Origin of the sequence: Nocardia salmonicida, assembly GCF_036142455.1 — a bacterium.
Lineage (GTDB): Bacteria > Actinomycetota > Actinomycetes > Mycobacteriales > Mycobacteriaceae > Nocardia > Nocardia salmonicida.
In genome coordinates this window covers 1,683,684-1,709,745 of record NZ_CP108014.1, presented here as the reverse complement: position 1 = coordinate 1,709,745, position 26,062 = coordinate 1,683,684, and the positions used below count along the sequence as shown (strand labels likewise).

31 protein-coding genes are annotated in these 26,062 nt (G+C 64.5%); 15 read left to right on the top strand and 16 right to left on the bottom strand.

Annotated features, from left to right (window positions below; all coding sequences use genetic code 11):
• Positions 1–6 precede the first annotated feature (6 nt).
• Complete coding sequence (locus tag OHS03_RS08150) at positions 7–1,194, bottom strand: 2-deoxy-scyllo-inosose synthase (protein ID WP_328662044.1); 1,188 nt, start codon at positions 1,192–1,194, stop codon at positions 7–9.
• 284 nt (positions 1,195–1,478) lie between these two features.
• Here OHS03_RS08150 and OHS03_RS08145 point away from each other — a divergent pair, with 284 nt between their 5' ends.
• Entirely contained in the window at positions 1,479–2,276 is a 798-nt protein-coding gene (locus tag OHS03_RS08145) for a helix-turn-helix domain-containing protein (RefSeq protein ID WP_328662042.1), read from the top strand.
• On the opposite strand, the gene OHS03_RS08140 is transcribed toward OHS03_RS08145, so the two are convergent.
• Complete coding sequence (locus tag OHS03_RS08140) at positions 2,259–3,068, bottom strand: alpha/beta fold hydrolase (RefSeq protein WP_328662040.1); 810 nt, start codon at positions 3,066–3,068, stop codon at positions 2,259–2,261. The two genes, OHS03_RS08145 and OHS03_RS08140, sit on opposite strands and share 18 nt — an antisense overlap.
• Before the next feature lie 198 nt (positions 3,069–3,266).
• Positions 3,267–3,710, bottom strand: a complete 444-nt coding sequence (locus OHS03_RS08135) for an NUDIX hydrolase (protein ID WP_328662038.1) — start codon at positions 3,708–3,710, stop codon at positions 3,267–3,269.
• Between the two features lie 501 nt (positions 3,711–4,211).
• Between OHS03_RS08135 and OHS03_RS08130 the strand changes: the two genes are divergently transcribed.
• Complete coding sequence (locus OHS03_RS08130; RefSeq protein WP_328662036.1) at positions 4,212–4,445, top strand: hypothetical protein; 234 nt, start codon at positions 4,212–4,214, stop codon at positions 4,443–4,445.
• A gap of 386 nt (positions 4,446–4,831) precedes the next feature.
• Here OHS03_RS08130 and OHS03_RS08125 read toward each other — a convergent pair whose 3' ends face one another.
• The gene (locus tag OHS03_RS08125) at positions 4,832–5,593 is read right to left on the bottom strand and encodes a nuclear transport factor 2 family protein (RefSeq protein ID WP_328662034.1); all 762 of its coding nucleotides are present in this window, start codon (positions 5,591–5,593) and stop codon (positions 4,832–4,834) included.
• A 129-nt stretch (positions 5,594–5,722) separates the two neighbouring features.
• On the opposite strand from OHS03_RS08125, the gene OHS03_RS08120 reads away from it, so the two are divergent.
• The gene (locus OHS03_RS08120) at positions 5,723–6,262 is read left to right on the top strand and encodes a TetR/AcrR family transcriptional regulator (RefSeq protein WP_328662033.1); all 540 of its coding nucleotides are present in this window, start codon (positions 5,723–5,725) and stop codon (positions 6,260–6,262) included.
• Positions 6,263–6,338: 76 nt separating this feature from the next.
• Here OHS03_RS08120 and OHS03_RS08115 read toward each other — a convergent pair whose 3' ends face one another.
• From OHS03_RS08115 to OHS03_RS08105, 3 genes are all read right to left on the bottom strand, one after another.
• Complete coding sequence (locus tag OHS03_RS08115) at positions 6,339–6,560, bottom strand: hypothetical protein (protein ID WP_328662032.1); 222 nt, start codon at positions 6,558–6,560, stop codon at positions 6,339–6,341.
• A 150-nt stretch (positions 6,561–6,710) separates the two neighbouring features.
• Complete coding sequence (locus tag OHS03_RS08110) at positions 6,711–7,118, bottom strand: DUF5713 family protein (RefSeq protein WP_328662029.1); 408 nt, start codon at positions 7,116–7,118, stop codon at positions 6,711–6,713.
• Positions 7,119–7,282: 164 nt separating this feature from the next.
• Positions 7,283–8,140 carry a tyrosine-protein phosphatase gene (locus OHS03_RS08105; protein ID WP_328662027.1) on the bottom strand — a complete coding sequence of 286 codons (858 nt, stop codon included), beginning with the start codon at positions 8,138–8,140 and terminating at the stop codon, positions 7,283–7,285.
• A 216-nt stretch (positions 8,141–8,356) separates the two neighbouring features.
• On the opposite strand from OHS03_RS08105, the gene OHS03_RS08100 reads away from it, so the two are divergent.
• A complete protein-coding gene (locus OHS03_RS08100; protein WP_328662026.1) occupies positions 8,357–8,545 on the top strand; it encodes a hypothetical protein in 189 nt (62 codons plus the stop codon).
• Positions 8,546–8,575: 30 nt separating this feature from the next.
• On the opposite strand, the gene OHS03_RS08095 is transcribed toward OHS03_RS08100, so the two are convergent.
• Both OHS03_RS08095 and OHS03_RS08090 read right to left on the bottom strand, forming a co-directional pair.
• Complete coding sequence (locus tag OHS03_RS08095; protein WP_328662024.1) at positions 8,576–8,719, bottom strand: hypothetical protein; 144 nt, start codon at positions 8,717–8,719, stop codon at positions 8,576–8,578.
• Positions 8,720–8,834: 115 nt separating this feature from the next.
• Positions 8,835–9,404 carry a PadR family transcriptional regulator gene (locus OHS03_RS08090; RefSeq protein ID WP_328662022.1) on the bottom strand — a complete coding sequence of 190 codons (570 nt, stop codon included), beginning with the start codon at positions 9,402–9,404 and terminating at the stop codon, positions 8,835–8,837.
• A 101-nt stretch (positions 9,405–9,505) separates the two neighbouring features.
• On the opposite strand from OHS03_RS08090, the gene OHS03_RS08085 reads away from it, so the two are divergent.
• From OHS03_RS08085 to OHS03_RS08075, 3 genes are all read left to right on the top strand, one after another.
• Positions 9,506–10,066 carry a DUF3159 domain-containing protein gene (locus OHS03_RS08085; protein ID WP_328662020.1) on the top strand — a complete coding sequence of 187 codons (561 nt, stop codon included), beginning with the start codon at positions 9,506–9,508 and terminating at the stop codon, positions 10,064–10,066.
• 24 nt (positions 10,067–10,090) lie between these two features.
• Positions 10,091–11,401, top strand: coding sequence for a carotenoid oxygenase family protein (locus OHS03_RS08080; RefSeq protein ID WP_328662018.1), 1,311 nt, complete (start codon positions 10,091–10,093; stop codon positions 11,399–11,401).
• 205 nt (positions 11,402–11,606) lie between these two features.
• Positions 11,607–11,984, top strand: a complete 378-nt coding sequence (locus OHS03_RS08075; RefSeq protein WP_194827533.1) for a nitroreductase family deazaflavin-dependent oxidoreductase — start codon at positions 11,607–11,609, stop codon at positions 11,982–11,984.
• 984 nt (positions 11,985–12,968) lie between these two features.
• Here OHS03_RS08075 and OHS03_RS08070 read toward each other — a convergent pair.
• Entirely contained in the window at positions 12,969–13,694 is a 726-nt protein-coding gene (locus OHS03_RS08070) for an SDR family NAD(P)-dependent oxidoreductase (protein WP_328662015.1), read from the bottom strand.
• 105 nt (positions 13,695–13,799) lie between these two features.
• Between OHS03_RS08070 and OHS03_RS08065 the strand changes: the two genes are divergently transcribed.
• The gene (locus OHS03_RS08065; protein ID WP_328662013.1) at positions 13,800–14,639 is read left to right on the top strand and encodes a LysR family transcriptional regulator; all 840 of its coding nucleotides are present in this window, start codon (positions 13,800–13,802) and stop codon (positions 14,637–14,639) included.
• Positions 14,640–15,035: 396 nt separating this feature from the next.
• Positions 15,036–15,662 (top strand): hypothetical protein, encoded by a 627-nt coding sequence (locus tag OHS03_RS08060; RefSeq protein WP_328662011.1) that lies wholly within the window; start codon positions 15,036–15,038, stop codon positions 15,660–15,662.
• A 131-nt stretch (positions 15,663–15,793) separates the two neighbouring features.
• On the opposite strand, the gene OHS03_RS08055 is transcribed toward OHS03_RS08060, so the two are convergent.
• From OHS03_RS08055 to OHS03_RS08045, 3 genes are all read right to left on the bottom strand, one after another.
• The gene (locus OHS03_RS08055) at positions 15,794–17,020 is read right to left on the bottom strand and encodes a lipase family protein (protein ID WP_328662007.1); all 1,227 of its coding nucleotides are present in this window, start codon (positions 17,018–17,020) and stop codon (positions 15,794–15,796) included.
• Between the two features lie 86 nt (positions 17,021–17,106).
• On the bottom strand, positions 17,107–17,946 hold the full coding sequence (locus OHS03_RS08050; protein WP_062981770.1) for a DUF1206 domain-containing protein: 840 nt from the start codon (positions 17,944–17,946) through the stop codon (positions 17,107–17,109).
• Positions 17,947–18,034: 88 nt separating this feature from the next.
• Positions 18,035–18,202 carry a CsbD family protein gene (locus OHS03_RS08045; RefSeq protein ID WP_328664132.1) on the bottom strand — a complete coding sequence of 56 codons (168 nt, stop codon included), beginning with the start codon at positions 18,200–18,202 and terminating at the stop codon, positions 18,035–18,037.
• 185 nt (positions 18,203–18,387) lie between these two features.
• On the opposite strand from OHS03_RS08045, the gene OHS03_RS08040 reads away from it, so the two are divergent.
• Positions 18,388–19,032 carry a TetR/AcrR family transcriptional regulator gene (locus OHS03_RS08040; protein WP_328662005.1) on the top strand — a complete coding sequence of 215 codons (645 nt, stop codon included), beginning with the start codon at positions 18,388–18,390 and terminating at the stop codon, positions 19,030–19,032.
• A 54-nt stretch (positions 19,033–19,086) separates the two neighbouring features.
• A complete protein-coding gene (locus tag OHS03_RS08035) occupies positions 19,087–19,944 on the top strand; it encodes a metal-dependent hydrolase (RefSeq protein ID WP_328662003.1) in 858 nt (285 codons plus the stop codon).
• A 137-nt stretch (positions 19,945–20,081) separates the two neighbouring features.
• Here the strand turns inward: OHS03_RS08035 and OHS03_RS08030 are convergent, their stop codons facing one another.
• On the bottom strand, positions 20,082–20,420 hold the full coding sequence (locus tag OHS03_RS08030) for a hypothetical protein (protein WP_328662001.1): 339 nt from the start codon (positions 20,418–20,420) through the stop codon (positions 20,082–20,084).
• A 317-nt stretch (positions 20,421–20,737) separates the two neighbouring features.
• On the opposite strand from OHS03_RS08030, the gene OHS03_RS08025 reads away from it, so the two are divergent.
• Positions 20,738–21,484 (top strand): phosphotransferase family protein, encoded by a 747-nt coding sequence (locus tag OHS03_RS08025; protein WP_328661999.1) that lies wholly within the window; start codon positions 20,738–20,740, stop codon positions 21,482–21,484.
• Positions 21,485–21,619: 135 nt separating this feature from the next.
• On the opposite strand, the gene OHS03_RS08020 is transcribed toward OHS03_RS08025, so the two are convergent.
• Positions 21,620–22,804 (bottom strand): alanine--tRNA ligase-related protein, encoded by a 1,185-nt coding sequence (locus tag OHS03_RS08020; RefSeq protein WP_328661997.1) that lies wholly within the window; start codon positions 22,802–22,804, stop codon positions 21,620–21,622.
• Positions 22,805–23,376: 572 nt separating this feature from the next.
• Between OHS03_RS08020 and OHS03_RS08015 the strand changes: the two genes are divergently transcribed.
• Both OHS03_RS08015 and OHS03_RS08010 read left to right on the top strand, forming a co-directional pair.
• The gene (locus OHS03_RS08015) at positions 23,377–23,538 is read left to right on the top strand and encodes a hypothetical protein (RefSeq protein ID WP_328661995.1); all 162 of its coding nucleotides are present in this window, start codon (positions 23,377–23,379) and stop codon (positions 23,536–23,538) included.
• A gap of 264 nt (positions 23,539–23,802) precedes the next feature.
• Positions 23,803–24,279 carry a nuclear transport factor 2 family protein gene (locus tag OHS03_RS08010; RefSeq protein ID WP_328661994.1) on the top strand — a complete coding sequence of 159 codons (477 nt, stop codon included), beginning with the start codon at positions 23,803–23,805 and terminating at the stop codon, positions 24,277–24,279.
• Between the two features lie 50 nt (positions 24,280–24,329).
• Here the strand turns inward: OHS03_RS08010 and OHS03_RS08005 are convergent, their stop codons facing one another.
• The gene (locus tag OHS03_RS08005) at positions 24,330–24,971 is read right to left on the bottom strand and encodes a TetR/AcrR family transcriptional regulator (protein WP_328661992.1); all 642 of its coding nucleotides are present in this window, start codon (positions 24,969–24,971) and stop codon (positions 24,330–24,332) included.
• Positions 24,972–25,054: 83 nt separating this feature from the next.
• On the opposite strand from OHS03_RS08005, the gene OHS03_RS08000 reads away from it, so the two are divergent.
• Complete coding sequence (locus OHS03_RS08000; protein ID WP_328661990.1) at positions 25,055–26,038, top strand: zinc-binding dehydrogenase; 984 nt, start codon at positions 25,055–25,057, stop codon at positions 26,036–26,038.
• The last annotated feature ends 24 nt before the right edge of the window (positions 26,039–26,062 follow it).

Below are 26,062 nucleotides of genomic sequence, written 5' to 3'. Positions count from 1 at the left end.
GCCCCCTCACACGCCGACCGCGCGAGCGGGAACGGCCGTCTGCGCGATGACGTCGAGCGCCTCCCGGATCTCGATGAGCGAAACATGCACCAGCGGAAGATCTCCGGTGAGCTCGGGCCTGCCCAGTGCTCGCAGCAGCACGAACGGCACCGCCTCCGGCCGCGCCTCGAGGTAGCCCTTCTTGTTGTCATCGGCCACCACCGCCAGCACATCGGCGACCCGGACGGCTTCGGGCAGACCGGGTTCGACCCCGAGCCCGGTCACGATCTCGTAGTGTGTGCTCACCTCGTCGTCGGAGAGCCACCCTCGCGCATGGGAGATGTGCGCGGCCACCAGCATCCCCAGGGCAATCGCCGTGCCGTGTGGAATACCAGCCGCGCCACGGGCTTTGTGATCGCAGATCTCGATGGCATGGCCGACTGTGTGACCGTATTCCAGGACCAACCCCGCGCCACGCTCGAAAGTATCGTTGCGAGTAACCGCGGACTTCGCGGCAATGCTCGCATCGAGCAACCACAGCAGATTGTTCGGTGTCGCGAAATCATCGCTCGCGATGACCGCCCGCAACTGATCCAGCGCCGCCGGTTGAATCGCCAGGCAATTCTTCGCCATTTCGCACAGCCCGGAACGCAATTCACGCTCGGGCAGCGTGGCGAGCAGTCGCACGTCGGTGTAGACGGCCGTCGGCGCATAGAACGTGCCGATGTGATTCTTGCCGACACCGCTGTTGATCGCCTGCTTCAGCGACAGCACCGAGTCCATGGCGGCGATGGTCGTGGTCGGCACATGCACCAGCCGCACCCCACGGAACAGCAGATTCGCCATCAGCCCCGCGAGATTGCCCGGTACGCCCCCGCCGAAGGACACCACGATCGAGCGCCGGGTGATGCCCGCCCGCAGCGCCGCCTCCAGGTGATCCGACAGGCACGACAGCGTCTTCATCGATTCGCCGGCGGGATGTGTGAGGATGATCGACGGGACACTCTTCGACAATCTTTCGATATCCCTGGCGTGCAATCCGGCCAGTTCATCGTCAGTGACGATGACCAGCTTGTCCGGGCCGAAACCTGCTATCGCATCCGCGATCTCGGCAATACAGTCTTCGCCGAAGTAATAGGGAATCGATTGCTCACCGATAGTGATCGTGCGCGAACGCAGTCCCGCTGTGCCGGAATACGGTGCATTGCTTGCCATTTCCGTGCTCACTCCCGCTGTGGTGCCATTCGCGAATGAATTGACCGGCTTCGATGCCGCATCCGCATTTCAAATATCGAATGTGAGGTCTCGATTTGGCAACCTCTGGGAGACCCCAGTCAGGTGCGCACCCACACGCCGGTACCACCGGCCGGGTGCGTGCTTCGGTGCGGTGCTATCGGCAGGGGTGGTGCGAAACGGCGGCTCGCCTCGAAATCCGGCGCAGCGGCGGCCTATCCTGAGGCGAACGATCTTGGCGGTGAGTACGGACGACGGGAATGTTGGTGACTGACAACGACATCGGCGCGGACGCCGACAAGCTGCGGGCCCCGACGCTGGCCGACTTCGTCCGAGAACGACGTAGCCGCCCCTGCGCCGATCACCCGACCGGCTTGACCCGCAAGCAGCTGGCCGAGGCCACCCATGCCAGCCTCGGCTATTTCGCGAAGATCGAGCAGGGTGAGGCGCTCAATCCCGGTCCGGCCGTGCTGGATTCGCTCGCTTCGGTGCTGAAACTGGAGCTGGCCGAGCGGATTCACCTCTATCACCTCGCCCAGCAGCGGCCGGTGCTGCCGAATCCGCAGGTGCTGCGCCGTGACGACGCCGAGGCGCGGTCGGTGCGCGCCACGCTCGACGCGCTGCTCCCTCATCTGGCGGCCGCCCTCGACGACGGCTGGCGCATCGTCGACTGCAATGCGGCCTTCGACGCCGCCCTGCCCGGCCTGGCCCGCAACGGGCACGTGCTGCGGTGGATGTTCACCGATCCGCGGGCCCGCATCGTCGTCGAGGAATGGGAACGGGAGGCGGGCCTGATGGTCGGCCGCTTCCGCGCCTACGCCGCAGGCGCTCCCGATCGCGAGGACATCGACACTGTGCTGCGCGACCTCGGCGAGCAACCGGACTTCCGGCGATTGTGGGCCGCCGGGCACGTCCACATCGGCCGCCAGGACCCAGATTTCACACTCCGCGATCCCAAGACCGCCACCGTCTTCGATGTCCGCGTGCAGCGCTACCGGGGTACCGCGCCCGGACCGGCGCACCAGCTGTTCATCGGGCTGGTGGAGTCAGGAGCGCAACAGTGAGCGCTCGGGCAATCCGTCCAGAAAACTCCGCAGTAGCGGATTCACCTCGTCCGGATGCGTCAGATTCGGTGTCAGCGACGCCCCGGCGATGGTGTGCACCTCGGTCGGCCTGCCCAGCGCGCGAGCCATCTCATCCATCTCCCCGGCGTCATTGGCCTGATCGGCCATCCCGCGGATGACCAGCGCCGGACACTCGATATCGCCGAGCAGCTCGAGCACCGAATCCCGATTGACCAGACACTCGCCTGCCAACCGGGCGCGCACCCGGTCCGACGCCAGCCATTTGTCCCGCCACGGCTTTTGATCCTCCGCGCCTGCTCCGATCATCAGCGAAGACACCATCTTGACGGTCGGCGCCAACGGCACGTCGCCGGTCCAGGCATCGAATACCTCCCGATATCCGACCTTGCGCCGCGCGGGCATGGCCGCGGCTGTGGACCCGATGACGATCAACCCGTCGACCCGGGAATGCGCCAGCAGGGCCATCCGCAGTGCGGTGAATCCGCCATGCGCGACCCCGCCGACCACGACGTGCTCCAGTCCGAGCGCATCCACCACCGCCCACGCATCCCGCGCCAAATCCCAATAGCTGAAAGGAGTTCCGGGGTCTTCGCTGGGCCCGTGCCCCCGCGAGTCGATCGCGATCAGCCGATAGTCCGGCGTCAGCGCCCGCACCTGTGGGGCGAACATCTCCTGATCCATGAACAGGCTGTGTCCCAGCACCACCACTCGCCCGTCGCCCCCGGTATCCGTGTAATGAATCCGCACGCCCCCACTTGTGACAAACGGCATTCGCCCACTCTCCACTCGATCCAGACAACCGTTCCACGCTATCGCACACACGGACGAACGAGACCATGTGCCGCTATGAAAGGCGCTACGCTGGAAGGGAATTGGTGCGCGTGCTCGCCCCGCGCGACCGGGCGCGCGGGGCGATCCGTACTGCGGCCCGGGATCGAGCGAGGCTTGGGTCCGCGCGGTGTCGGCCGCTCAGGTGCAGACGAGGTTCTTGTAGGCCCCGAGGATTTCGCGGATCGAGGGCGTGACGAGCAGGTCTCGGTCCAAGGTCGCCCACAGGTACCCGGCATGCGTGGAGAGGTGGATGGGTTCGGTGGCTTTCACGTCGACGGCGAAGTGCAAGCGTCGCACCGGCTTTCCGGCCGGGGACAGGTAGTCGAAGTCGCCGACGTGATGCCGGATGCCGATGACGGTCAGGCCGGTTTCCTCGCGGACGCCCCGTGTCAGAGCCGCGGCAACCGATTCTCCGGGTTCCACGGTGGCACCGGGGAGCTTGCGGGTGAGCCGCACCGGCCCGGTACTGTTCGCTTCCAGTAGCAATATCTCTCCGCCGCGGTCGATGATCGCACCGACCCGTAGCCCGAATCCGTCTCGTTCGCCGTGGGGCAGGATCTCGTCATACATCGGTGTCGACATCGGTGGATTCACCAACCTTCGTTAGGCGGAGTGACCGCGTGCGGTCTCCACACCATCAGCGGTGACCGCATACTCCATTGTTCCCGGTGCAGGTTCATTCGGACATGTTCGGCGCCACTTAGTTTCGTGCGAACGCACTGAGTTCCTGCGTGACGCTGAGCCCTGCAGCGGGGGGTGACTGTCGGGCTGGTTCAGCACCACTTCTCGAGACCGAGGACGGCCTGCGCGCACCGCGGTGGCGCAGCTGATCGTCGACTATTACGCGCTGGCATACGCCGCCGACGGCGACAAGCCGGCGCTCTCCGTGGCCGTCAACTGATCGAGAGCGGTCGAGGCTCGCCGGGACAGTCGCTGTGCGTATTCCTCAGTGGTGTCGCATTTTTCGGCGCCCTGACCCAGCGATCTGGACAACGATATCCAAGTCGGTCCGTCGCAACCCCCCGAAATCAGGGGGTCTCGATCCATGTCTAAATACCCATGTTTCACATTAGGCTCACTCGCATGCTAGTGAAACGCTTTGCTGCCCTTGCCATCGCGGTCGCCGCGTTAGGCGCCGCCTCAACCGGACTCGCCATCGCCGTGCCCGAAACACCGACGCAGCCCACCATCAGCCACACCGCCGCAGCCGAACCGGTCGTCCTACAGACCGGCTCGGCCGTAATCGATCTACTCGCGTATATCGCTGCGGGCTGCATCGGCAGCTGGAGCCCGGCCCCGCCCGCACACTGCGTCTGACATCGACCAGGCGGGCCCGTCGGACGATCCGCGGGCCCGCTCCACCGAACGCACGCTCATGCCGTTCGCCGGGTGATCCGAACGCGGCAGTATGGGAGACGCACCAATCATGACTCGAAACCGAACTCTTCATCGCGAATCCCCCTATCGCCCTGGTTAACTCACCTCATGGAATCGGCAGACATATCGAACCCGAGACGCCGCCGAATCCGCCCGAGATCGTGCTGACAGCGTCGGTGGTGTGGTGAATCAGCGACGCCCGAGAAGGGCGGTGTCCGAATACCCCACAATGGTTTCAGACTCTTTGTCAAGAGTATCCGCTCATGCCGCTGGGCGCGCGGTTCGGTTGGCCGCCAGTTGATCTCGCCAACGCACGCACACGCCGATTACCGGATAGATGTCGAGCGATGCCGGGTGACGGGAGGGCGAAGTCTGGTGATGGTCCGGGTTGCGAGTCCTGCGCCGCGCATCAGCCATTTGAAGGCTGTGGTCGATGGCCCCGGTACGATTCCGGCCAGCTGAACTCCGTCGAGCAGGTCATAGAGCGTTTCGCCTTCGTACATCAGGTGTTCGGCGTTGAAGTGATACCGGTCCACGGCGGTGCACTGGATGAACGCGCCGTTGCCAGGGATCGCGGGGGCGTCCGCTCCATAGGGATGAAGCTTCAGCGGCCCGACGATGTGACCACTTCCGTAGTAGCGCACGACCATTCTGACCTCACCGTCGGGTGACAGGTCGATGTAGCACTGTCCGGGTATCGGGTCGTACCGCCAGTCGGGGATGGCATCGAAGAACGCGAAGTTGTAGGCCACGAATTCGTCGAGGCCGACCATGGTCGCGCCGAGCGTCGTCACATCCTTGTACCTGAGATCGTGTGTGTACAGCTCGTGGTTGTGGCTCATATCCCGGGTCTGCCAGCTCCACCAGTACTTCTTCGCCCAGTCGAGGGTCCAGGCGATATCGAGGCCGTGGTCGGCATAGAACTCGATCTTCTTCTCGTATTCGTCGAACCACGTCTGTGTCATGGCGGTCAGCGCGGCCTCATCGAGAACTTCGACCGGCTCGGCGCGGTTCGTCAGCACTGTCGGTATCGGCTGTGTCAGGCGCGGCTGTCGCAGTGACAGTTGGAACTGCTCCTCGGTGAACATGACCTCTCCATCCGGAAGCAGATGCTTCCTGATGAATGATCGTTGTTGTAAAGTGTTGCGGTGTCAAGGAGTTACGGAGGACAGACGGCTGAGAGCCGCGCCGCCGACCGACGGGCGCGGCTGATCGATGTGGGTGTCGAAATAGTTGGCACGCAAGGTGTTTCCGCCCTTGGTATGAGGTCCGTCTGCCGGGCGGCGGGCCTGAGTCAGCGGTTCTTCTACGAGAGCTTCGCCGACACAGACGTGCTGCTGCACGCGGTGTACCGGGCGGCGCTGTCTCGCCTACAACAAGCTGTTGCGCCCGGGGTGGCATCCGAGGACCTGCACGCGGTGTTCGAGGCCGCCGCCCGCCTGATGGAGGCCGATCCTCGTGTCTGCCGCATCCTGCTGGTCGAGCCGGTAGCGGATGTGCGACTGCGGGGCTATGTGCGAGAAACCATTCCGGCTATCGCGACAGCCGCACTGGGTGACCGCATCGTGGGTTCCCCTGACGATCCCAGTGTCCGCATGCACTTTTCGGCACTCTTCGGCGCCTTGATTTCACTGTTCGTCGAGTGGACGGAAGGCAGTCTCGGCACCGACCGGAATGCCTTCGCCAGCCATGTGACTACCGTGGCGACACAACTCATGAGCGAGATCAGCTCGGCCGAAACGAGGCGCCGATCATGAGGCGAGCCTCGGAAATCGCAAAGTGGGCGTGGTGCCTATCCCGCGGTCACGCACCTGTCAGGGCGCTCCATGGTGCCTACAGAGATGTCGATGAACAGTTCGAGACCCGATCCATGGGTGAGTCGAGCTGACCGTCTATCCACGCCAGCAAGGTTTCGAGCAACCCGCCGATGATGGCGAAGGCCGCGATCTTGATCGAACCTCCGTCCGCCGGGGGTGCAGGTAGCCCCGCCACGATCGCCCCGCTGAGCAGGGAGCTGACCGACGGCTCGACACGAACACCCGCTACAACGGACACAGCACCTCACATTCCGGGCAACGTCTTCCCGAAGCGCTTGCAGCGCAAGCGATTGACTGCCACCAGCGAGATCCGGTTCGATTATCGGTCAGGACCGACCGGACGTCGAAGTCCACCGGATCACGCCCCGCATCGACACCAACCCGCAGCTCACCAGTCTCGCCCGGCGATCAGTTCCTCGGAATCCGCATCCGTGAACCCGTAAGCCGAGGCGATCGAGCAGAAGTCGGCGGCGATCGATTCGCGCGCGACCGTCTCGATTTCGCTACCGGCCGCCTCGAACTCGGCCTGCAAGTCGTTGAACTCCGCCGTCGCTGCTCGGGTAAGCACGTATAGGGTCGCCAGATCCGATGGTCGCTCCGACTCGATCGTCTCGCACAGCCGCTGCAAGACCGCCGTGCACTGGTCGAGGACGGCATCGGGATAGTAGGGGCCTCGTACATCTCTCGCAGGAACGCATGCCCTGCGGTCTGGTGGTTTGTGATCGGCATGGCACTTCTCCGTCTCTCGGCGTGACGCGTCGATCATGTATGACACCACCGACAGTTGCGCGGTCACCGCCGCCCTCTGACCCCGCTGCCCGAACTGACCACGAAGTGTCAGCGACGTGCGCATACGGACGAAGCACACCTGGCTGCTCACACCTGCTGACCCCAATCGGGCTGACCAGGTGAACCCGACGTCCCGCCGAAGTACCGTTCCGGCGGGGGCGTTCTCCCTGACTACTGGAGGAGTTTGGCCCGCAGTGCGTCGACGACCTCAGGGCGCAGGCCCAGACCGTCGCGCAGGTACTTGTCGACGGTGCCGTAGTCCGAGTTCAGCTGGGCGATGCCCGCCTCCAGATAGGTGCGGTCCACCACGAGGAACGGGCGGTAGACGGCCGCCGCCTGGGGTCCGCGGGTCGCCGAAATCTGGGCGATCGTAGCCTCGATCGAGGCTACGGAGTACTCGTTGGTGAGCAGGTAGTCGTTCATGCTCGTGTCCGCGTCGACGCCGACCAGGCTCTGCAGCAGGTACGCCGTCCAGCCGGTGCGGTCCTTGCCCGCGGTGCAGTGGATCACGACCGGACCCGGCTGCTCGGCGATGCGAGTCAGGGTCTGCGACAAGCCTTCTCGGGCTGCGGAATCGGTGACGAACATCCGGTTGGCGGTGCGAAGCAATTCGGCTGCCTGCTCGGGACTGGTGATACCGCCCGGGATCTGGCTGACATCGCCGGCCAGGATCGGAATGTTGACATACGACGCGCCCGGCGGGACCCGGTCGGGAGCCTTGGCGATCTCCGAGGCATTGCGCATGTCGATCACATCGGCGATGCCGAGCCCCTGGACCGCCGCCAAGTCGGCGTCGCCGAACGTCAACGCGTTGGACCGGTAGATCGCGCCCTTGCGCACGCGGTGACCGCCCTGCGCCACGTATCCCGCACCGGTGCCCGCTATGTCGCGGAAGTTGTCGGCGCCGGCCAAGCGCGGCGCGTCGGCGGCGACAGGCTGTTGCGGGTTCGCGGCGGTGCAGGAAATCGCGGCGAACAGGCCGCAGCACAGCGCGAGAGCCACGATGGCACGGCGAATAGTTCTGAACATCTGGGGCTCCTCATCGAGAACCGATCAAGCGATTGGTCATACGAGGTAACCACTCAGTAGACATTGAGTCCAGCGAATCGGTGGGTAACGTTCGGTAAACGGAGTAGTCGTCTGAACGACCGGCAGTGCCCGACCTACCGGCAGCTCAGCCTGCCTGTGTACCCCGGAGTCATGCGGGTGGGGATGGTGTTGAGTTCGGTCCGACAGGATGCGGGAGTGCGTATCGAGCTGCTCGACTTGTTGTCCCGGCGCAGTGAGGCGATCGACCCGATTCCGGTGCTGGAAAGCTACTTCGGGAGAGCAGATTCCGATCTTCCGGACCGCCTACGGCAAGATCTACTGCTTCTAGTCGGGCTCGGACAGAAGATCGACATCAATCCGATCTTCTCCGGCGTCAGTCGGTAGGCCAGTGCCTGGTCGCGACAGCGAGGCGCACTATACGACCGTGACCTGCGGGTCCTGAAGCGATCGGAGGGTGTGCAGTTCGGTGGCCGCGTCGGCGAGCACCGCGTACTCGGCCCGAATGTCGCCGTCGGCCTGGATCCGCGGAGCGAAACCGTAGGCGGTGTCGTGCGTCACCGTCCATCGGGTCGTCGGCGGGCCGATCGCGCTGGGCGGACCAGAATAGCTGACGAACTCAACGCACGGTCATGCCGCTTATCGGGTGGCAATCAACAGCGAAATCCCGCATGCGTTAGGTGCGCGGGGGTCGGCTCCCAGCACCTTCGACCCCGGAATGACTCCGCTCACGCGCGGCCGATGCGGCGAGGGCCCACTGCGCCCACTGCGCATTCATCGCATAGAAACGTTCGCCCCACTCCATCGCCATGCGGCCGTAGTGGGACAGATCGCTGTCGTCCCAGTCGGTGACCGCCCGCAACGCGGACAGTTCGGCTCGCGCTTTCGCGGCCCCGGTCTCGATATCGGTCAGATAATCTTCGGCGTCGGCGGGCGCGATGACCCCGAGGAAGAAGACCCGAAGCAACATCTCATTGCGCTGCACCCCTTTCGGCCTGGTATCGGTCAGCCAGTGTCGAAGATCCTCCCGTCCAGCAGGGGTGAGCGTGTACTCCTTGCGCCCGCGCGGCCCCTCATCCGATACCGCGATCGAGCCCGTGTCGGCCAGCTTGGTGAGTTCGGTGTAGATCTGACTCTGGGTGGCGGACCAGACGTTGGCCAACGACCCCTTGAACCGTTGCAGCAGGTCGTAGCCGCTCGCCGGTCGATCGGCCAGGAGTCCGAGCAAGGCATAACGAAGGCTCATGACCTCACCTTACATTCCACTATTGACATGTCGCGACCGTTGACTCTACTTTGGACATGTCATAATTGGAATGTCGTGGTCGAACCCAGGAGCTACCGAACATGTCGTACCTACGCACCTTCGCCCCGTGGATCGTGTACGCCGTAGTCCCCGCCCAGCACTGGCAATGGGCCGCACTGATCGCGTTCGCCATTTCGCTCGCGAATATCGCCCGGCAGACCAGAGCGGGCCGACGCGTGGACTCCCAGCTCATCGATATCGGCTCCGCACTGTTCTTCGCCGCGCTCACCGCGCTCGCTTTCGCCGACCCGGACAGCGCACTGCATCCCTACAGTCCGGCCATCTCCTCGGGCGTACTCGCGCTGATCGCTGCCATCTCGCTCGCGGTGCGGATGCCCTTCACCCTGCCGATCGCGAAACAGAGCACTCCGCGACAGATGTGGGAACACCCCGGCTTCATCCGGACCAACTACATCATCACCTCGGTATGGGCCGCGAGCTTCGCCATCGGCTGCGTCGCGCTGACTGTCCTCGCCCATTCCTCTTCCACCTTGCGCACCTGCACACAGGTCGCCGCCTTCGTCATCCCGGTCGTCTTCACGATCCGATACGTCGCCCACATCCAGGCCAAGGCGAAGACCCTCGGCGAGCCCATTTCCTGATATTTCGACCAGATCGGTGCCCCGATGACCACTTCAGTGCCCTACCTCAGCGGTAACTACGCCCCTGTCACCGAAGAACTGACCGCGTATGAATTGCCGGTCACCGGAACGATTCCGCCCGAATTGACCGGCTGGTACCTGCGCAACGGCCCCAACCCGCACGCCGCGGCGTCCAAGCATTGGTTCCTCGGCGACGGCATGGTGCACGGTGTTCGGCTCGAACACGGCCGCGCCGTCTCCTACCGCAACCGTTGGGTGCGCACCTCTACCTTCACCGATGGCGCCCGCGGCTACGACGAGCACGGCAATCGCGATCTCGCCGCCGGTGTCGCCAATACCCACATCATCCGGCACGCCGGACACACGCTGGCCCTCGTCGAATCGTCCTACCCGTACGAAATAAACTGCGAGCTGGACACTCTCGGTCCCTACGACTTCGACGGCGCGCTGCGCACCGCGATGACAGCGCACCCGAAGACCTGCCCGAGCACCGGCGAACTGCACTTCTTCGGCTACAGCCTGACCGGCGAACCCTTCCTGACCTACCACCGCGCCGACGCCGCGGGCACGCTGGTGCTCAGTCGTCCCATCGATGTGCCCGCACCGACGATGCACCACGATTTCAACCTCACCGCCGAGCATGTCGTATTCATGGATCTGCCGGTGGTTTTCGATTTCGAGACCGCGAAATCCGGTGCGGGCATGCCGTTCCGATGGCGCGACGACTATCAGGCGCGGCTCGGTGTCCTGCGCCGCGACGACCCGCACGGCGAAGTCCGCTGGTTCTCGATCGATCCCTGCTACGTCTTCCACAGCCTCAACGCCCACGACGAACCGGGCCGAATCATCCTGCACGTCATGCGCTATCCGGAGCTGTGGCGCACCGGATCCGACGCCTTCGACCGGTCCACGCTCTGGCGTTGGACCATCGATCTGACCACCGGCACCGTCACCGAGGAACAGCTCGACGACCGAAACGCCGAATTCCCCCGCATCGATGATCGCCGCGCCGGTCTCGATACTCGCTTCGGCCACGCCACCGTCTCCGGCGAATCCGGTCACGGCGCCCTCATCCGCTACGACCTGCACACCGCAACCAGCACCAGCCACGAATTCGCGCCGGGTCTTCTACCTGCCGAAGCCGCCTTCGCCCCTGCCGACGAGCACCCGGGCGGCGACGGCTATCTCATGACCTACCTCTATAACACCGCCACCGACCGCAGCGACCTGATCATCCTCGACGCCGCCGATCTCGCCGCACCACCGGTCGCCACGATCCACCTACCTGCCCGCGTCCCGCACGGTTTCCATGGCAACTGGCTCGCCGACGAGTGACACCGAACTGATCGAGCGTGCGATCAGTGGCGTCGAGCTACCCGGCCACGCAGGGGTGCCGGACCACGTCCGCTCATGCCGATTATGTGGCGTTACGGTGCCCGTTCTGTGCCTATGGGCGTTGGATGGCGACACCCGATGGTGAGCCTGGGGTCATTGCTGCCGTCCCCGGCAGCGGTTCGTGTTCGGCGGTAGTGTCAGCACCATGCGTTTCCCTCGTCCGGTCGCGACCTTCAACAAGTACGTCACCAACCGCATACAGGGTCTCTGGGCGTGGCTACTCCCGCCGTGGGCGGTCGTGCATCACACGGGCCGGTCATCAGGCCGCGCGTTCAGGACGCCGATCGTCGGCTTCAATACCCCGGAGGGCTTCGCGATACCGATTCTTTATGGGCCGCAAAGCCATTGGGTCAAGAACGTGCTGGCTGCGGGTGGCGGCGAGATCCAGCGGGTCGGCAAGCGCTACAAGCTCGTCGATCCGCGGGTCGTCCCGGCGTCGGAGATCACTGCGAAGGGTATCGCCGGGCGCTACACCCGGGCCGGAAACTCGACGCTGGTCGCCACACTCGGCGAACGCGTATAGCCTCCGGCCCAGCGCATCCGAGCCGCCACAACGGCCATCCGATCGCGTCACCGCGACGGTCCTTATTCGGTTAGGCATCAAACTCGTCGTCGACACCCGCTAGCACCGCCAGGGAATCGAACACGCGCTTCTGCCGCATACCGCGCGGTCACGAACGTCCGCATCTGCCGACGGAAAATCTCACTGCTTGGGAAGCAGGCGAATAGGCGGAAAACGGCCTGACCTGGGCTACCGGCGCGTGGGGTACCCGGATTTACCCCTTTGACCCTGGCTCGGGGCACGAATGGGGCACGGTGGGAGGTGCTTCTCCCTTGGAGTTGCCCGCGGTCTAACGTCCGCTCATGCCGATGAGCGAGCGTTGGGTCCAGATCGCCCGAGGTGGTGGTGGATGTAGTCGGACACAGTGCGGACCAACTGCCTACGCTCCCACTCGTGGCTGAGCAAGAGCCGAACACCAGGTACCTCGACGATTCGAAAGTGTTTGCCGCTGCCGAGGCAGCCGTGGCTGCTCGGAATCGAGACGAAACCGGCGAGATCGGGGAGGAAACCCCCGACCAGTACGCCTCACGGGACCGCGCTGCAGCGCTGGTCGACCCAAGCCACATCGTAAGGCCGTGCTTCAGCTCGAGGAGGACCCGGAACACCGGGTAGGAGTGGCAGAAATCGTCACCCCGGTGGGTACCGTCGTCTTCACGACCCCACTCGGGCCAACGGTGGCTGAGGGCAGGACCTCTGCATGGCGAACTGTTCGGGGCGGAGTCCCTCGCTTCGGGTGCGACTGCGGGGCAAGGGAATCCGCTTCGGTTGGTTCGCCCGACTACTGCGCGGACCATAGCTGACTATGTGGAGAACAGTCCGGAGACTGCTGCACATCTGTTCGACGCTCGAGGTTCACCCGCCGGCCTGGGCTGGGTTGAGGACGTTTCCAGTCAGAGTTGTCGACGGCAAGGTTGAGGTAGAGATCGGCTGAGGTGCAGTGGGCCGTCACCAGGGCACTGCTCCTGCGTCGTCGAAGAATCCGCCGGTCGGTCCGTCATCGGGCAGGGTCGCGAGGTGAATGGCGATCGCCGCCCCCTGCTGCGGTGTACGGACGCCGCGCAAGCCGTTGAGGTCGGTGGCGGTGAAACCCGGGCAGCCGGAATTGATCAGGATGTCTGTGTCGCTCAGTTCCTTGACGTATTGGATGGTGACGGCGTTGAGGAAGGTCTTCGACGCCGAGTACGCAGCGGGGACCGGGCCCATGTCGATACCGGGCGTGGTCTGCAGGGCGAGCGAGCCCACGCTGCTGGACATGTTGACGATTCGTGGTGACGCCGAGCCGCGCAGCATGGGCAGCATCGCGTTGGTGACCCGGATGACGCCGATCACGTTGGTTTCCACGACAGCTCGCACGGTCGCAGGATCGACCGTTGTGGGTGTCTGTGGCATACCGCCGGTGATCGCGGCATTGTTGACCAAGACGTCGAGCCCTCCGGCATAATCGGCGATCAACTCGGCCGCGGCAGCGACGCTCGCGTCGTCATCCACGTCAAGCGGCACGCCGAACGCGTCGGTCCCGGCCGCGCGCAGTTTCTCCACCGCAATCTCGCGGCGGTGTCGATCCCTCGCGCCCACACCGATTCGCCAGCCAAGCGCGCCCAGGCCTGCCGCGATCTCGTATCCGATTCCTTTGTTCGCGCCGGTCACCAGTGCGATCGTCGGTTCACTCATGCCGTTGATCATGTTGCGGACTCGGGTGGGGCGTCCAAGACCGATCGGGTGGGCGACGATACCGCACGGGTATCGGTCGTGGTGAGCGCCGGATACGATCACCCGGTGGAGACGCGGGAGTTGCGATACTTCGTCGCGGTAGCCGAGGAATTGCACTTCGGGCGGGCGGCACAACGGCTCGCGATGGCGCAACCGCCGCTCTCGCGGGCGATCCAGCAACTCGAACGGCGACTCGGAGTCGTTCTGCTGCACCGCAATACTCGCGCGATCACGTTGACCGAGGCCGGGTCGGTGCTGCTGCGCGAGGCCCGGATCGTTCTCGAAGCGGTCGAAGCCGCCGAGCGCCGCACCCGCCGCGCCGCTGCCGACCTGCCCGGTGTCGTGCTGGCCACCAAGGCGGGCGCCTCGCGCGAACTATTGTCGAAGCTGCTGGACGCCTACGCCGCCGATCCCTGCGCTGTCGCAGTCGAGGTGATGCTCTGCGGACCCGGCGAACCGGAGAGACTGCTCCGCAACGGGAGTGCCGACGTTGCTCTGCTCCACCGGCCCTACGACACCACAACCGGATTCGACACCGAGGACTTGCACACCGAACAGCAGATCGTCGTCCTACCCGCGGGACATCCTCTCGCCAACCGACCCCACCTATCGATGGCCGAGGTCAACGCCCTGACCGACTTGCCCCTGCCGCGCTGGCCTCGACCGGATGGAAGTTATCCGGACGGCCCCGGACCACAGGTTCGCGACCACACCCAGTTGACCCAGCTGATCACGCTCGGACGGGCCTGCGCGGTTATGCCCGAGTCGCTCCGCGCCCAGCTACGCGACGATCACGCCATCGTGCCGGTGCCGGACGCACCGGCCGTGACGACCGTGATCGCCTGGCCACCACTCAGCAGATCCAGAGCCATCGCCGACCTCGTCCGTACGGCGACACGCCTCTAGCGGCGCTGCTGGTCTGGTAACGATCGGCGTACCGGAGTTGTTGAAGCTCTTGCTCGTTGTGCCTTGGTGGCGTGACTGCCCGTCGCTCACCCCGGACGAGAGTCACAAAGCGTCAGCAGAATACTTGCGCGACCTTCCGGATCTGTTCGAGCGCCGCGACCGAGCCGCCGTAGCGCTCGGATTGGAACTTCCTCTGAATCAGAAGTCCTGGAACAACTTCGGCAGACCACGACACGGGCCTGCGAGGACTACATTCTGATCTTCACACCCGAAGGAACACGTTGCGAACCGTTGTTCGAGCTATGAACCGAACGAACCGATTCACTCGTGCGAACACATCCTGCGCGATGCCGTAAATCGGAGGAAATACGCGATTGATTCTGCTTCAGTGGCCAGGTGATCAAGATGCAGGCTGTCGTCGAGGTACCGAACTTCGACTTCGAGCCGCCACAACCATGGCCGGTCTCCTCGGCCGACCCCTATTCATGGGTGCCGATCAATGGTGGTTGCTCAGACGCTGAAGTCGGTTTGTTCGTCAGCGGGCTGACTCTTGGGCTAGAGGTCGCGGAACCAGGTGGCCGAGAGGATGTCGTGGCAAACCTGCTGGCCGCGGAGACCCTCTTCCAACCTGGGGGGTTGCGATTGACCGACACAATCACCGGAGCAGTGGTGGTACCGGGATGTTGTGCTGGGCTCGAGGATTGGCGCGAGTGGGCCGAGGTGCTCACGGGAAGTTCGCCGTGGCTTGGCCATGACCCGACCCCCGAGGTCGAGATCGGTGCCAACGAGCTCCGCGTGTGGCAGGACAGCGGTGCGAACCGCCGTGCCGCGGAAAGCGTCGTGGTGGCGCGATCCTTGTTGCCGGACCTGCTGAACGAGGTGCACCGGGACCTCGTCGGATTCCTCTCGCGCGTCCAGGTATGGACTGAACGTTATAGCCTGGGCAGCAATGGAACCGACCTCGTCGAGGTCGTCGACCGCAACTTCGACGTGACCGCTCCGTTGAGGTTCCAGGCCGTCTGAGCCCGCCCCGCAAAAGACTTTGGTCCGCGTGCTGGTGATGTGCAGCGGAACACCCGGACCTGCCTCATGCCGCTGTTCGAATCGACCATCCGGCAGGTCCGAAAACCAACGGCCCGAGGCGATCTCGAGCGTTAGAGCACGCAAGTGCTTACCGCCGGCTTCGCGGCGAATCGGTCGCCCAGATAGGTCAGGGCCGTCGACAATCCCACCACGGCTTCGGTACCGTGCTCGCCGACCGAATTCTCCACCAGCTGCACCGGAACTCCAGCGGCACAATACTTTCCGGCCAGTGCCCGTGCCGAGCCGATGGGCGCGAACTCGTCAGCGACGGCGTGATGGAGCAGCACCGGCACGGCGGGTACGCCCGGGCGGAACAAGGGACTGGCCATCCGAACCACCTTGCTCAATTCGGTGTTGTTCGTAATCGATCCAGGCCGAGCTTCCAGCGCCGCCGCATCGAGGAAGGGATACGCGATAGCGGCGTCGAGCAGGCAATCGGCTTGGCTTGCGGCCAGCATCCCGCGGCCGGATTCATTGAGGTACTGAGCCACATCGGCTTCCGGATAGGATCGGTTCAACCCCACCAGGCCGACCACAGCCGCCCCGCCGGCGATTCCACCGCTGAAACCGGACATGGTGGCCTCCAGGTCGGCGACGATCCCGCCCAGCGCCACCCCTGCCAATCTCAGATCCGGGGCGTAGGTAGTTTGCGCTTGCGCTGCGATAGCGGTGGCCTGTGCCCCGCCGGAATATCCCCACATGCCGATCGGCGCTTCGGGGTCGACATTCGCCGGCGCGAACGCTCTCGCGGCGCGAATGCCGTCCAGGATGCCGTGGACATAGCCGTCGGCACCGAACAAATCGGAGTCGGGCCCCTGATAGTCCGACACGACCAGAGCCCACCCTTGTTGCAGTGCAAACCGAATCATGCCGGTCTCGGTGTATGCGTTGCTCGGGACGTCGCCGATCCCACCGCGCAGCGCGTAGGAGGGTGCGCATTTCGAGCCGACACCGTCTTCGGCGACCTGGTACGACAGGAGCGGACGCGGACCGTATCCGGTCCATTCTTGTTGCGGTACAAGAACTGTCGCGATGTAGGCGCGGGGTGAACCATGATTGTCGATCGTCTTGTACTGCACCTGCCACGCATCTGCCGGCAGCGGCTGCAGGAACGACTCCGGTTCGATCACTCGAGACGTGAGCACTGTCCCGTTGGGTAGGTCCGCGAGACCACTTGGCTCGGCGTAGAACGAATCCTGTTCCGGCAGTGGCACTGCCATTGCCGATCCTGCGCAAGCCGTTACCAGCGCGAAAACTGCGCCGACTACCGTCGCCCGCAAAGCCGCAACCGTCCGCATCCCACACTCCCACCCCGAGAACCTGTTCTAGTTTGTGTCCGCGAGCGTAGTGCATTCGACGGGATTCGATACCCACACAGAGCCAGCTACATCTTGGTGTATCGCGCCATGGCGAAACTGTAGAGGCCGTAGGTGATGATGCCCAGGCCTGCCGCGATCAACAGGGTCGCCCCGAAAGGCTGTGCCCCCAGGGTTTTGAACGCGCCGTCGAGTCCGCTGGCTTCGTTGGGATCGGATCGACCCACCGCGATGATCACCAGCAATCCGATGGCCGCGACGGCCAATCCCTTCGCGATGTATCCCACCGTGCCCAACCGACGAACCAGGTTGCTCGGGGAGCCGTGCAAGTCATCGAGGAAGCTCTGGGTCGCACCCTTGTACACGTGATAGCCGCCGATCGCGATGATGATCAACCCTGCGGCGACGAGGGCTATCGTGCCCACGCTCGATCGCATCATCGCAGCGGTGATCCCCGTACTCTGCTCGCTACTGGATTTGCCCGCACCTCGAGCGAATCCGAATGCGGAGATGGCGAAACCGAGGTAGACCACAGCCAAGGAGAATGCCTTGACGCGGTTGACGGCCTCGGATTTCTTGCTGTCGGAGTCCGGTTTGGAGGAGCTGCCGAGTGCCGCTTCGGCAAGACGCCACAACGCCATCAGCGAGAACGCCACGACACCGATCCAGAGCGCGAGGACACCGCCCGGCTTGGCGGCCAGTTCGGCCATGGCCCCCGATTGGTCGGCGGTGCCGCCCTCGCCGCCGAGGGCGAGCCGGATGGCGATGTAGCCGATGAACAGGTGCACGAGCCCGCTCATAACGAAGCCCGCGCGGGCGAATCGTTCGAAGATGCTGTTCTGGGCCACCTTGGCCACGGTGCTGGACGAGTTGTCGTACGACGATGGTGAGACAGTGTTGTTCGGCATGGTGATAAACCCCCGTGTGGTGGATCCGTCGAGGTGGCCCGCGACGGTCGGCGCGCGAGATCTACTGCGAGGTCTCGTTCGGGGGAAGCTAGTTCTTGAAGGCGTCTTTGATCTTGGCTGCGGACTGTTTCAGGTTGCCCTTGACCTGTTCGGCCCGACCTTCGGCCTCGAGGCTTCGGTTGCCAGTGGCGCGACCGTACGCCTTCTTCATCCGCCCTTTGGTGGCCTCGACGGAATTCGCGATCTTCTTGCTCATGCTCATGGCGGTTTCCTAGCTGTGTGAGATCAAGTCAACACAGGGATACCCATAATCCAGGAGAGAGAACAGACGTCGATCCGGGAGCAATGGTGACGGACGTTCGCGTGGCAGTGGACCCCGACGGGTGCGATGCTCTTACAAGAAACATTGACGGTTTACTGTTTGTGTGTGAAGCTTGGCCCGTGCCAACACCTCGTATCCGGCGAACGCAGGCCGAGCGGACAGCCGAGACCCGGCGCGCACTACTCGACGCGACCTTCGATGCCTTGGTGGAGGTCGGATACAAGGCCACGACCACAACCGAGGTAGCTCACCGTGCGGGGGTATCACTGGGTGCGCTGCTGCACCATTTTCCTACCAAGGCCGATCTGCTGACCGGTGCGGTGGCACATTCCTTCGGACGCCGGATCGAGGATTACGGGCTGTTGATGGCCGACCTGGATCCCGCGGCAGACAAGCTCGATGCGGCGATCGATCTGCTGTGGTCGATGTACGCGCGCCCCACATTCACCGCTTGGCACGAGTTGTGGGTGGCGGCTAGGACCGACCCGGACTTGGCAGCTCCGATGATCGAGATCGATCGGCAATTCATGGTGGCCAGCGAATTGCTTTACGCCCAACTTTTCCCGGCCACCGATGATGCCCACAACCGGCTCGACAAGACGGTGGGACTGCATCTCGTCTACGCGCTACTCACCGGTCTGGCCACAGCGCAATCGATACCCGGCTACGAGCCGTTCCGTACCGTCGAGGTCCTCGACGCGTTCAAGGCGATGATCCGCGCCTACCTCGCCACGACCACGCCGCCACCAGTCGCCGACCGATGAATGTCCTTTCGTCACACCACTGATCGAATACGAAACCATCGAGGGGGGAACCTCATGAACGCCACCGATCCGACCAAACGAGTCGTGCGTGCTCGCCGTATCCAATTCTCTTATCCCACTGGCACACTCGACCGGCACTTCGTCGACGGAGACCTGGTGATGAGTCACGTGATCGCGTATCTCTCGGCAACGTTCCCAGAGGGCGAGGACTTCTTCGTCCGCTCGGTCCGCCGTTTCGCCGGAGATATCACCGATTCCGAACTGAAGTCACAGATACAGGGCTTTATCGGCCAGGAAGTCACCCACGGTCGTGAGCATCGCGCCCTGAACGAGCGCCTGCAGGACATGGGCTATCCCACGCGGCGAGGAGACAGCACCACCCGTCGAATCCTGATCAGGTACGAGCGCTTCTTCTCGCCGCTGACCTGTCTGGCGATCACGGCCGCACTCGAGCACTTCACCGCCGTGTTCGCCGAGACGCTGCTCAGCGACGAGCGAGCCCAGGCACTGCTGGGCTCCACCGAGGTCCGGTCGATGCTGTTGTGGCACGCGATCGAGGAGTCCGAACACCGGGCAGTGGCCTTCGACGCCTACCGCGCCGCCGGCGGCACAGAACGCCGACGGATCTGGGCGATGCGAGGCATCTCGGCGTCCTTCTTCACCGCAATCGTCGTCAACACCACACTGTCGATGCTCGGCGACCGCGCCACCTACAACCCGATCCGGCTGGTACGCAGCCTTGCCGCGATTCCGCACTCACCGTTCCTGACGCGCGCCGTCCAGCGCCGGGTCGGGGCATACACCAAACGGGGCTTCCACCCCGACGACTCCGACAACACAGCGCTGCTCGAGCACTGGACCGCAGCGCTGTTCGGCGAGAAGGGCACACTCGTCGATCATCTGCGCAACTGAGACAACGACTTTGCGGGGCCACGCGCGGGGGCAACCGGAGGAAGGAGATCGGCTGACCGAATCGCACTCCCCCGCCGACGCCGCGGAGAAACGGCGTCGGCGGAGTTCACGCGGTACAGCTACCGGTCGTGATCGGGCTAGCCGTTGAAGACCACAGCTGCGACGAGGGGACCAGTAGTGGTGGTCGTGTCCGGCTGGAGCACGCTGATGCGGCTGCCGCACGTCGAGTTCGAAAACAGTTGAACCACTACATCGGTCTGGTTGTCCATCTGCCGTGCCGGAGCCAGCAGTGGGATGCACTTTCCCGCAGGTGGGTCGATCAAGGCGCGCGTCAGTCCCTCGACGTTGAGGTCGCGGTAGCCGAACCCGCCGGTAGCGGCACCGGCTGGGCCGCACAGCCCCACCACCACCGCCGTCGTGCTCGCCAGGACAGCAGCGAGAGATCCGTACCGCCGGACACCGCTAGTGATCGTCATGCCTGTTCTCCCATCGGTCGAATGGTCCACGGGGTATTCGAAGACAGCACAACTGGTGACAAGCACTCGGGCCCAAGCGCTGGATAAGTGTCCCACCTGCCATGACGCCGAAGCGGACTCGACCACAACCCGCCGCTGGTCCGGCGCGTCCGCCGAAATCGCCGAGGTGAGCGCAGTCGGCGGATGTTCTGTGCCTCGTCGATGCATGACTAATTCACCGGATATCGACGTCACGTTCGTCGGCGCAGCCCGCGACGAACCACCTGCAGGCGATAAACCCGGCGACGTCTGCATTCATCCCGGCCATACTGGCCGACGTGAAAGAAGTCGAGGTCCTCGTCGCCCATCACGAGCGCGCGACCTTGCGGGTCGGCGATGTGTTCCTGAAGATCGACGCTGATCAGTCGAATACCGACATCGAGGTCGAGGCAATGGCCATGGCGCCGATCCCGACTCCGAAGGTCTTATGGCGCAAGCCGCCTGTGCTCGCGCTCGCCGCGCTACCGGGGAAGGCGCTCGGTCGCCTAGGTGAGCCGTCGACCGCGTCGTCGGCGGCGTGGGCCGCGGCAGGCGCCGCCGTCCGTATGCTGCACGACGCGCCGCTCCCGCCGTGGCCCGGTCGCAGTGTCGACGAGATCGCGACGGAACTCGACCACGAATGTGCATGGCTCACCGAGAGCGGGGTGGTTCCCCCGGACGTGGTCGCATACAACCGCCGAGCTGCCGAGACTGCACTTCAACGGTGGACACCTGCCTTCACCCATGGCGACCTCCAGGTCGCCCACGTGTTCGTCGACGGTGACGAGGTCACCGGCATCATCGACTGGTCCGAGGCAGCTCGAGGCGATCCCCTGTACGACCTCGCCACCTTGACACTCGGACACGAGGAACGCCTCGGCGACGTGGTCGCCGGTTACGGCGCAGACGTAGACCTCGACGTGATCCGCGCGTGGTGGTCGTTGCGCAGTCTGCGCGGGGTCCGCTGGCTGGTCGAGCACGGTTTCGACCCGACCTCGCCAGGCTGCGAGGTCGACGTGCTGAGAAGCCAGGCGATGCGAGGCTGACAAGAACGCCTCGCCCTGCAGATTCGATCAGGCACAAAGGTGATGCGCCGAACGTTCGACGACAGTGGCTCGAGGGCAATGCGGAGCAGTTGCTTGCCACGCTGCGGCGATGATCGGATCGGCCCGCGACGGCAATCAACCGACACCGGCTTCCGTGTTCAGGAACACCACGAGATCGCGGGGCAAGCCGTGGGTGTCGTGCAGGTAGTGGTAGTCGTCGTCGGTCAAGGGGCCGGTGAATCGGCGGTGGGACAGTACTTTTCGTCCGCGTCGGAGTAGTAGGTCGAATTTTCGTTCCTCGTCGAGCAGGACGGTGCGCACCTCGTGGGGGTCAACAGATTGCTGGAAATGCCCGAGGGTGTGTTCCACGAGCTCGATCGGTAAGTCGGACAGGGCGCGGGTCGGATCGTCGCGCCACAGCGTGGTCAGGGTGCGGCGGAGCAAGCGGCGGAGTATGTGACCGCGGCCGGACGGGGATGGTGTGACGCGATCGCCGAGGACGACGATGCCCGATCGCAGATGGTCCGACAGCAGTCGCAGCGACCGCTCGTCCAGCGGGCCCCAGATGCTGGGCAGGGTGGTGAGCCAGGGCTCGAAAACGTCTATCGCGAAGACAGACTGCGTGTTCTGCAGGATTCGCACCAGCCGTTCCACACCAAGGCCGGTGTCGATACCAGGTCGGCGCATCGGTTCGAGACTGCCGTCGGGATGCCGGACATAGCGCATCATGACGTGGTTCCACACCTCCACCCACCGGTCATCGGATGTCGGTGTGCCCTGCGGTCTTTCGTCTCCCGTCCAGACGAAGATCTCGGAATCGGGCCCGCAGAGTCCGGTCGGGCCGTTGGACCACCAGTTCTCGTCAGTGGTCGGTTCGACCGGCAACCCCAGTTCATCCCACGTGCGCCACGACTCGTGGTCGGGCTCGACCTGGTCGTCACCGCCGAATACCGTGACGTGCATCCGGCAGGGGTCGATGCCGAAGCCGTCGCGAAGCAATTCGAATCCCCAGCGCAGGCTCTGCGGGCCGCCGTAGTCGCCGAGTGACCAGGACCCGAGCATTTCGAACACGGTGAGGTGCGTGTCGTCGCCGATCTCATCGAGATCGGTGGTGCGCAGGCATCGTTGCAAGCTGGTGAGCCGCCGGCCGAGCGGGTGGGGTCGGCCCATCAGATATGGGGTCAGCGGGTGCATCCCGGAGGTGGTGAACAGCACCGGGTCATCCGGCGAGGGAATGAGCGATCCGCCTGGCGTGATTTCATGCCCGCGTTCGCGGAAGAAGTCGAGGAAAGTCTGAACGGTTTGTTCTGTCGTGATCATGGTGGTTGCTCCATCGATGTGAAATCGACCGGAAGCGACCGCACACGGCAAGTCCGGCAACAAGACCGACGCAAACCAGCGGACCGTTTCCGGCCGCCGGCGTGGGAGAAAGAGGTCAGGCGGCAGCGACCGGCGAGCTGAGAGCTCGTGCGGTCGCGGCAGCGATTCGTGAAGTGACCTTCATGCTGTGACGGTAGCAACGGGGCTGTGCGGAACACCACCGATTTATGGGTGGTGTGGTGGCCACCGAAACTTTCGGCGCTGTTGGGTCGACAGTCGAGAATGCTTGCTATGTCCCTTCAGACAACTCTGCGAACCAGCAGGCTCACCTTGGTCCCACTGTCCGATGAGCACTTCGACTATGAGGTACAACTCGATGGCGATTCCGAGGTCATGCGCTATCTGGGAACAGGCCGGCCCCGATCCCGCGATGAGGTCGAAGTCCTGCATCGGCGGCGGCTTGCCGTGGCCGGCGGCGTTCCTGGACTCGGCTTCTGGGCCGGTTTCGTTGATGCGAACTTCTTCGACACGGATTCAACGACCTCGGCCTCACCCGCATCTTCGCCGAGACCATGACAGTGAACACCGCGTCCCGCGCGACGATGGCTTCGGTCGGGATGCACTACATACGGACATTCCACCTCGAGTGGGACGAGCCACTGCCCGGCAGCGAGCTGGGCGAGGTCGAGTACGCCATCACCAGCGAACAATGGCTCACCCAACCCCGAGGATGACCTGGACAGACGCGCCGCAGTAAGCCCGTTGCGCGAAAGCGCTTGTTGTGATGTATTTTTCGTCATTTCGGCCAGAGCCTTGGACATAGTTCCACGAGCAGGGCGCTCGGCCGCAACGCGCTCCAATCACGCGGAGTGCATGCCTTTGGACCGTCCAGATCGCTTTGTCGACAGCGCTTCTCGAAGCACGCTCAAGCCGTCGGTCATGCGTTCGTCCGATGGAAGTAGTCGACGAAATGCGCCCGGCTCGGGCAGGGTGGCTGTATGGGTAACATCCTGACAAGCGCCACCCGCACCGTTGTCGAAGAGCTTCTGCGTCGAATCGGTACGGGTGACCCGGACGCCACCTCAACGCTTTACGCTCCGGTCGTCGACTGGAAGCTGGATTGGCCGGCGGACGAGCACGGCCGGACCGAGACCCCGTGGATTCGGCATCGGTCCACGCGCGCCGACGTGGCTGAGCACTACCGCGAAATCTCGCGCTACCACGTGCCCGAACAGAACGGAACCGTGATCGAACGGATCTTGATCGACGGCACGGAGGCGGTGGTCCTGGGTGAAATCCGCCAAACCGCTCGGCCTACCGGCCGCCCCTACCGTTCCCGTTTCGCATTGCACCTCACTGTCGAGAACGACCTCATCACCCGCCACCACGTTTACGAAGACAGCATCGCCGTTGCTCAGGCGTTCGACCCACTAGCAGCGAAGCCCGGCGAGAATCCGGACCGGGCAATCTCTTAGCCCGCACTCCCCTACCGCGGCAGATCGACGGAAACCTCATCAACTGCCGTCTACTGACGGGCTCTCGTCGGGGGCATCGCGGGCATCAATCGTGGCACCGGCGGCAGCGGCACCGCCGCTGGTGAGGCTTGGAACGCTTGGATCATGAGGGCGGCGAAGCGGCGGGAGGCTGCGATTCGTGCTGCCGGTGTGCCGGCATGGATGCCGTTGTTGGCCATGATCATGAGGATGAGGTCGTCCACCACGATGTCGGGGCGCAGGCGGCCGGTGTCCTTGGCGCGACGGATCAGTTCGGCGGCGCCGGTGAGCGAGGAGTTGCGGATCGCGGCGAAGTCCAGCGCGTGGGGGTAGGCGGACATGAAGGCCGCGGCGAACCCGTGGTCGCGGGCTTGCAGCTCGCAGAGCTTCTCGACGGTGCGGCAGAAGCCGTGCCAGGGATCGGGCTCGGCGAGCCCTTCGTCCACGAGCGTCCGGCAGGCGAGCATCTGATCGGTGAACGCCTCGGCGACCAGCATCTCCTTGGTCGGGAAATGGCGATACAGGGTGGCGGGGCCGACTTGGGCGCGCCGGGCGATCTCCCGCATCGGCACGTCCAGGCCGTCGACGACGAACACCGCGCGGGCCGCGTCGAGGATGCGTTCGCGGTTGTCGCGGGCATCGGAACGCAGGGTGTGAGGCAAACCAGTGGTCACCGCTCTCACTTTAGCTAAACGGACGGGGGTGTCCGTTACCGTCCCACCGGTCAGTTCCGCTCGAACAGAACATGGAGAAACCGATGAAGGCGGTCATAGTCCAAGCGTTCGGAGGTCCCGAGGTCCTCGCGGTGGTCGAACTCCCCGACCCGAATCCGGCCGTCGGACAGGTGGTGATCACGACGGAGGCGATCGGCGTCGGCGGTGTCGACACCCTTCTCCGAAGTGGCGCGCTCGCCGCCTACGGATCCACGCCAGGTCGCATTCTCGGACAAGAGGTCGCCGGCACCGTGACCGAGGTCGGCGAGGGTGTCGACACAGGGTGGATCGGTCAGCGTGTGTGGGCGTTCACCGGCGAGGGCGGCGGATACACCGAGCGCGCCGTCGCCTCGGCCGAGACGCTCGTCCCCCTCCCGCAGACCCTGTCGGCTGTCGACGCGGTCACACTCGGCAGCTCGGCCATGGTGGCCCACTTCGCTTTGCGCCATGCGCATTTCGCGCGCGGCGAGTCGGTGCTGGTGCGTGGCGCGGCCGGCGGAATCGGAGTGGCGGCGGTCCAGCTCGCGGCTGGTGGCGGTGCCGGTGCGGTCGCGGTCACGACCTCCTCGCCGGAGCGCGGCGATCGCCTGCGCGAGCTCGGCGCCACACACGTGCTTGACCGCGCAGGTCGGGGCGCGGAGAACGCCCCGGCGGGCTACGACGTCATCATCGACATCGCTGCGGGCGCGGATCTACCAACGTTCCTCACCATGCTCGAGCCGAACGGTCGCATGGTGGCTGTCGGCGTGATGGCAGGCATGCCGCCGGCGGACTTCGGCATGGAAATGGTCAAGGCGTTCAGGAAATCGACGTCGTTCGCGACCTTCAGTGCCGATACCGTGCCTGCATCCGACCGGCGGGCCGCGACCGCCGATCTATTCGCCGCCTCGGTTCGCGGCGAGCTGAAAGCAGTTGTGCACGAAACGCTTTCCCTGGAGGAAGCTGTGCTGGCGCACCGGAAAATGGAGGCCGGCGAGGTACTCGGCAGAATCGCACTCACCCCATCGGCGGGCAGAAAGCGCCAATGAGATCGTTTGCTACGTGAGGCACCC